6 protein-coding genes are annotated in these 6,029 nt (G+C 63.9%); 3 read left to right on the top strand and 3 right to left on the bottom strand.

All coding sequences use genetic code 11. The features are described from left to right. The 3 genes from AAHM38_RS22255 to AAHM38_RS22245 all read right to left on the bottom strand — a co-directional run. Positions 1-429, bottom strand: a 429-nt coding sequence (locus AAHM38_RS22255; protein WP_342234321.1) for a barstar family protein, incomplete at its 3' end; no start/stop codon positions are given. After that, positions 426-857, bottom strand: coding sequence for a ribonuclease (locus AAHM38_RS22250; protein WP_012762916.1), 432 nt, complete (start codon positions 855-857; stop codon positions 426-428). The genes AAHM38_RS22250 and AAHM38_RS22255, both read right to left, overlap by 4 nt. Positions 858-1,328: 471 nt before the next feature. Beyond that, positions 1,329-3,674, bottom strand: a complete 2,346-nt coding sequence (locus AAHM38_RS22245) for an NADP-dependent malic enzyme (RefSeq protein ID WP_009241536.1) — start codon at positions 3,672-3,674, stop codon at positions 1,329-1,331. Positions 3,675-3,913: 239 nt separating this feature from the next. On the opposite strand from AAHM38_RS22245, the gene thiL reads away from it, so the two are divergent. The 3 genes from thiL to AAHM38_RS22230 are packed head-to-tail and all read left to right on the top strand — an operon-like array spanning position 3,914 to position 6,029. Further along, positions 3,914-4,921, top strand: coding sequence for a thiamine-phosphate kinase (thiL, locus tag AAHM38_RS22240; RefSeq protein ID WP_179817531.1), 1,008 nt, complete (start codon positions 3,914-3,916; stop codon positions 4,919-4,921). Further along, the gene (locus tag AAHM38_RS22235; protein ID WP_041668313.1) at positions 4,918-5,496 is read left to right on the top strand and encodes a phosphatidylglycerophosphatase A family protein; all 579 of its coding nucleotides are present in this window, start codon (positions 4,918-4,920) and stop codon (positions 5,494-5,496) included. The genes thiL and AAHM38_RS22235 overlap by 4 nt, the downstream gene beginning before the upstream one ends. A gap of 32 nt (positions 5,497-5,528) precedes the next feature. Beyond that, positions 5,529-6,029: a CinA family protein gene (locus AAHM38_RS22230; protein WP_009241539.1), complete on the top strand. Its 501-nt coding sequence runs from the start codon at positions 5,529-5,531 to the stop codon at positions 6,027-6,029.

The raw sequence follows: 6,029 nt of genomic DNA, 5'->3' as shown, positions 1-6,029 counted from the left end.
GGCGTCGAAGTTCTTGCCGAAATGCTTCGGGAACAGAAACTCGCGTGCAATCACGTCGAGCACTTCGCTCTTGGTGGTCGCGGCCGAGCAATTGGCGTACAGGAAATGCTGACCCAGGCTGGCCGCCGATTCGGCCAGATCCGCTACGCGAAACGCGCGGATCGACTGCACGATATTCGGACGCACCGTCTTGAAGAGGTTCATGGCGTCTTCGCGGCCTCCGTCGTCGTCCGTCTGGGTGTTGTCCTGCGTCATGATGTTCTGCGGTGCACTTTGGGGCAACTTGGCCGCCCCCCCGACGCGTGCGCCCAGGGCTTGCATCCCCACCACACCGTCGTACAGATTTTGCGCCTTGTGCCACGCCTCGCGGGCCACGCGCTCATCGCGTGCGGTGAGCGAGTCGTCCAGCCCAAACATGTTGGTCGTCATCGCTGTATCCGTTGAAAACTGTTGTAGTGATCTTCCGTGTAGTAGCAGTCGTTGGCCGCTTGCTGATCCCCGCCGCAGATAATGCGCCGGGCGCCGCGGTTACGAGCCCCCCGCGTCTTCACGGTGTACTCGTGGTAATAGCCACGCCGCTGCGCAGGCAAACGTCGCTCATAGTTGCCGAACGTGATGCCATCTTTTGCATAGGGGAACGGGCCGCCCTGCTCGATCAGTGCCAGCGTGCGCTGCGCCTCATTGGGCAGGTCTGCCGCGCGAATGGTTCCCACGGCGGCCGCCATGCCGGAGTTGTCCCGGGCGACCGCATCGCCCGGCAAGCCTGCCACTGACATCGCAAGCGTCGCCGCCAGCGCGCCACGTGCCATCGCCTGAGATACGGAGCGGCCGATCCACGCTCCAAGTCGCTTTGTCATCAGCAGGCCCTAACGGGAGAATCGCGCCGACCGGAGCCCGGCGCAGGTCACAAGCGCAGGTGGCCGTCCAGTAACGATCCGGACAGCCGGTTTGCAGCTGAAAGCGAAGCGGCTCAACGCCTGAGAGGCCTGGCAGGGAATGACAAGTCGGGCGACTGCCGAAGACTTGGGGAATCCTTCCGCCTGCAAAAACCCATCCATTGCGCGCACCGAATAAGGCGAGCCGGTAGACGTGTGTACGGAAAACCGCATTGTTGAACCCGTCTGGCCCGGTTCGGACCTCATGTGCCCAGAAGCACCCCTTCAGCCCGTAAGGGTACGCTCATCGATGACAACAATCAACCGACGGTGAAAGTCTGAAGGGTTTTTCCATACAGCCATTAATTTTGCGAAAATGTAAGCGCACGCAAACTTTGGACATAAAAAAAGGGAGCGCAGCATCGTGCGCTCCCTCTCGTGGTGCTTTCGTGATCAGCGTTGCGCTTGGGCAGCGGCATCCACGACGGTCAAGGCCGTCATGTTGAGGATGCGTCGCACCGTCGCCGACGGCGTAAGAATGTGTACCGGCTTCTTAGCGCCCAGCAGGATCGGGCCGATGGCGATGTTGTTGCCTGCAGCAGCCTTCAAGAGGTTGTAGGCGATGTTCGCGGCGTCGATATTGGGCATGACCAATAGGTTCGCCTCGCCCTTGAGCGTCGAATCCGGCACCAGCGAGGCGCGCAGCTTCTCGTCGAGCGCGGCGTCACCGTGCATTTCGCCGTCCACTTCGAGGTTCGGGGCACGTTCGCGCAGGATCGCCAGCGTTTCACGCATCTTGACCGCGGAAGGCGCCTCGGAGGAGCCGAAGTTTGAATGCGACATCAGCGCGACCTTCGGTTTGATGCCGAAGCGGCACAACTCCTCGGCAGCCATGATGGTGATCTCAGCGAGCTGCTCGGCGGTCGGGTCGACGTTGACATGCGTATCCGTCAGGAACACCTGGCGACCGGGCAGAACCAGACCGTTCATGGCCGCGTACACGCAGTTCGTGCCGCCCAGAATCTGGTCGATATAGCGCAGATGCGCGGCCGTGTTGCTGATCGTGCCGCAGATCATGCCGTCCGCTTCGCCCTTTTGGATCATGAGCGCGCCGATCAGCGTGTTGCGGCGACGCATTTCCAGCTTGGCGTACTGCGGCGTTACGCCCTTGCGTGCCATCAGCTTGTAGTACGTCTCCCAGTAGTCGCGGAAGCGCTCGTCATGCTCGGGGTTGACCACGGTGAAGTCCACGCCCTCGCGCAGGCGCAGGCCAAAGCGCTCAATGCGGTGGGCAATCACGCTCGGGCGGCCGATCAGGATCGGGCTGGCGAGCGTTTCGTCCACGACGATCTGCACGGCACGCAGGACGCGCTCTTCCTCGCCTTCGGCAAAGACGATGCGCTTGTTCTCCATCGGCACCTTGCGGGCGGCCGAGAAGATCGGCTTCATCAGCGTGCCGGAGTGGTAGACGAACTGCTGCAGATGCTGGCGGTACGCATCCATGTCCTCGATCGGGCGCTGTGCCACGCCCGAGAGCATGGCCGCCTGCGCCACGGCCGGCGCGATCTTGACGATCAGGCGCGGGTCGAAGGGCTTCGGGATCAGGTATTCGGGGCCGAACGACAAGTCCTGGATGCCGTAGGCGGAAGCCACGATGTCGCTTTGCTCCTGGCGGGCCAGTTCCGCCACGGCGTGCACGGCGGCAACTTCCATCTCACGCGTGATGGTGGTTGCGCCCACGTCCAGCGCACCGCGGAAGATGAACGGGAAGCACAGGACGTTGTTGACCTGGTTCGGGTAGTCCGTACGGCCGGTGCCCATGATGACATCGGGGCGCACTTCCTTGGCCTGCTCCGGCAGGATTTCGGGGTTCGGGTTGGCCAGCGCGAAGATGATCGGCTTGTCGGCCATGCGCTTGACCATGTCCTGCTTGAGCACGCCAGCGGCGGACAGGCCCAGGAAAATGTCGGCGCCGTCGATGACTTCAGCCAGTGTGCGCAAGTCGGTCTTCTGTGCGAAGTGCGCCTTGTCCGGGTCCATCAGTTCGGTGCGGCCTTCGTAGACCACGCCGGCCAGGTCCGTCACCCAGATGTTTTCGCGCGGCAGGCCCAGATCGACCAGCAGGTCGAGGCAAGCGAGCGCAGCAGCGCCCGCGCCCGAGGCCACCAGCTTCACTTTCTTGATGTCCTTCCCGACCACCTTCAGCGCGTTGGTGATACCCGCGCCCACAACGATGGCCGTGCCGTGCTGGTCGTCGTGGAAGACGGGAATCTTCATGCGCTTGCGCAGTTCGCGCTCGACGAAGAAGCACTCCGGGGCCTTGATGTCTTCCAGGTTGATCCCGCCGAAGGTCGGCTCCAGCGAGGCGATGATATCGACCAGCTTTTGGGGGTCTTTTTCGTTGATCTCGATGTCAAACACATCGATACCGGCGAATTTCTTGAACAGCCCTGCCTTGCCTTCCATGACCGGCTTCGATGCTTCCGGGCCGATGTCGCCCAGGCCAAGCACGGCCGTGCCGTTGGTCACCACGCCGACGAGGTTGCCGCGCGCGGTGTAGCGGAACGAGTTGGCGACGTCTTCGACGATCTCTTCGCAGGCTGCGGCCACGCCAGGGGAGTAGGCCAGGGCCAAATCGCGCTGGTTCGACAGCGGCTTGGTCGGCGTGACCGAAATTTTGCCCGGGGTGGGAAACTCGTGATACTCCAGCGCGGCCTTGCGCAAGGCGGCGCGCTGCTGCGCCTTGAGTTCTTCATCCGTGCGGGCGGGCTGCTGAGGCTGGGTATCCACCGTGGTCATGGGTCTCTCGTATCGGGTGGCCAGCGCGCGCGCCGGCCGTCGCATCTAGCGGGCCACCGGGATACCCTCACGAGCGCCACGGGAATACGGTCCGCCTCCTTGGGCCCGTCATTTTATATAGTGAAAAGCGATCTCACAACGGGATTTTGGGTGGGAGTGCTGTGCACATTCGCTACAATATTCCACCGTCCTGTCACGGCACCATCGGGCTTGCCCCATATTTTTCCATCGCCGCTGCCGTGTCCGAGCCCGTCCACCCCCGCAACTCCGCTGATCACGCCACAGACCTCTCCGAATTTGGCTTGATTCGCCGCTATTTCACGCGGCCGACGCCAAGGGCGATATTGGGCGTGGGGGACGATTGCGCCTTGCTCGGGCCCCGTCCTGGGCACGAATTGGCGATCTCCACCGACATGCTGGTCGCCGGACGTCACTTTTTTCCCCATGCGGAGCCCCGCGCACTTGGGCACAAAGCGCTGGCTGTCAACCTATCGGATCTGGCTGCCATGGGTGCGGAGCCACGTGCTTTTACGCTGGCCGTGGCGCTTCCCGAAGCCGACCCCGCCTGGCTCAAACCGTTTTCCGAAGGCCTGCTCGCCCTGGCGGATGCCTTTCACTGTGAACTCATTGGCGGTGACACCACGCGGGGGCCGCTCACGCTGAGCCTGACCGTCTTCGGCGACGTCCCCCTCGCTGCGGCATTACGCCGCGATGCCGCCCGTCCCGGCGATGACCTCTGGGTCTCGGGCACTGTCGGCGATGCGCGACTCGCGCTGGGTGCCCTGCGCAACGAGTGGGCCCTGACGCCCGAAGCGCTCGCACAAGTGCAGCCACGCATGGACATGCCGACGCCGCGCGTGGCACTCGGTCTGGCATTGCGCGGTGTCGCCCGGGCGGCGCTCGACGTATCGGACGGCTTGTTGGGCGATCTTGGCCACATCCTCACGCAATCCCGCGTTGGGGCGACGGTCATGGTCGACGATGTCCCGCGTTCGCCGACGCTGGCGGCGCAGTCCCGGGCGCTACAGCTGCAATGCACGCTGGCCGGCGGCGACGACTACGAACTGTGTTTTACTGCCCCTGCCGATGCTCGCGACGCTGTGATTGCAGCGGGCCAGCGTGCGGGGGTGGCTGTCACACGCGTCGGCCGCATTGACGCCGAAACCGGCTTGCGCCTCGTCGATGCCCAAGGTGCGCCGGTCATCTTCACGCATGGCAGCTTCGACCATTTCTCTTCCGCCTCTTGATGTCTTCCGCTCCCTTCCCGCCCTCCAATCCGCCGGGCCAGCCTGAAACCGTCGTCCTTGAGGCGGGCCAGACCGCACAGGTACGCCGCCCGACGGCGCGCTTCATGTTCGGCCATCCCGCACGCATCCTGGCGCTGGGCTTCGGCTCGGGCTTATCGCCCATCCTGCCGGGCACGGTCGGTACGCTGTACGCGTGGCTGATCTACGTGGTGTTGGCGCGCTGGATTTCGGGACCGACTTGGCTGCTGATTGCGGCGGTTGGCTTCGTGATCGGCATCTGGGCATGCGCCCGCACCGCACGCGATCTGGGTGTGGCCGATCACGGCGCCATGGTGTGGGACGAGATGGTCGCGTTCTGGATCGTGCTGGCTTTCGTCACGCCGACCACGTTGGGCGGGCAGTTTGCCGCGTTCCTGTGGTTCCGCTTCTTCGACATGGTCAAGCCGGCACCCATCCGCTATTACGACCGCACGCTCAAGGGCTTTGGACTGCGCGGCGGCTATGGCGTGATGGTCGATGACATTCTCGCGGCGTTCTACACGCTGCTCGTGTTTGCGCTGTGGCGCTCGTTTTGACGACTGACGTCAGAAGCTTGGAAGGTACTGCAATGGCTGAATCCCGCGCGCTGGCCCAACTGGCCGAACTGGTGGCTGACACGTTGAACAAGCGCAGCCTGATGATGGCGTCCGCCGAATCGTGCACAGGCGGCCTGGTGTCTGCCGCCATCACCGATGTATCAGGCTCGTCCGCGTGGTTCGAGCGCGGCTTCGTCGTCTACTCCAACGAAGCGAAATCGCAGATGTTGGGCGTGCCGGCAGCGCTGATCCGCGAACATGGCGCCGTGAGCGAGCCGGTGGCGCATGCCATGGCCGAGGGCGCCGTGCTCAACAGCCGCGCGCAGGTTGCGGTGGCGATTACCGGCGTCGCGGGCCCGACCGGCGGGACGCCCGACAAGCCCGTCGGCATGGTGTGCTTTGGTTGGAGCAACCGGCTGCAAACGCGCGTGGAAACGCGCCACTTCAAGGGCGATCGCAAGCAAGTTCGCCTGCAGGCTGCCGAGCACGCGCTGCGCGGCCTGCTCGACTTCCTCGACTCGGCGGAATGCTGA

This window comes from Ralstonia sp. OTU4908, assembly GCF_038440115.1.
Lineage (GTDB): Bacteria > Pseudomonadota > Gammaproteobacteria > Burkholderiales > Burkholderiaceae > Ralstonia > Ralstonia pickettii.
Note: the sequence above shows the minus strand (reverse complement) of the source record. Positions and strands in the feature narration are given on the sequence as shown.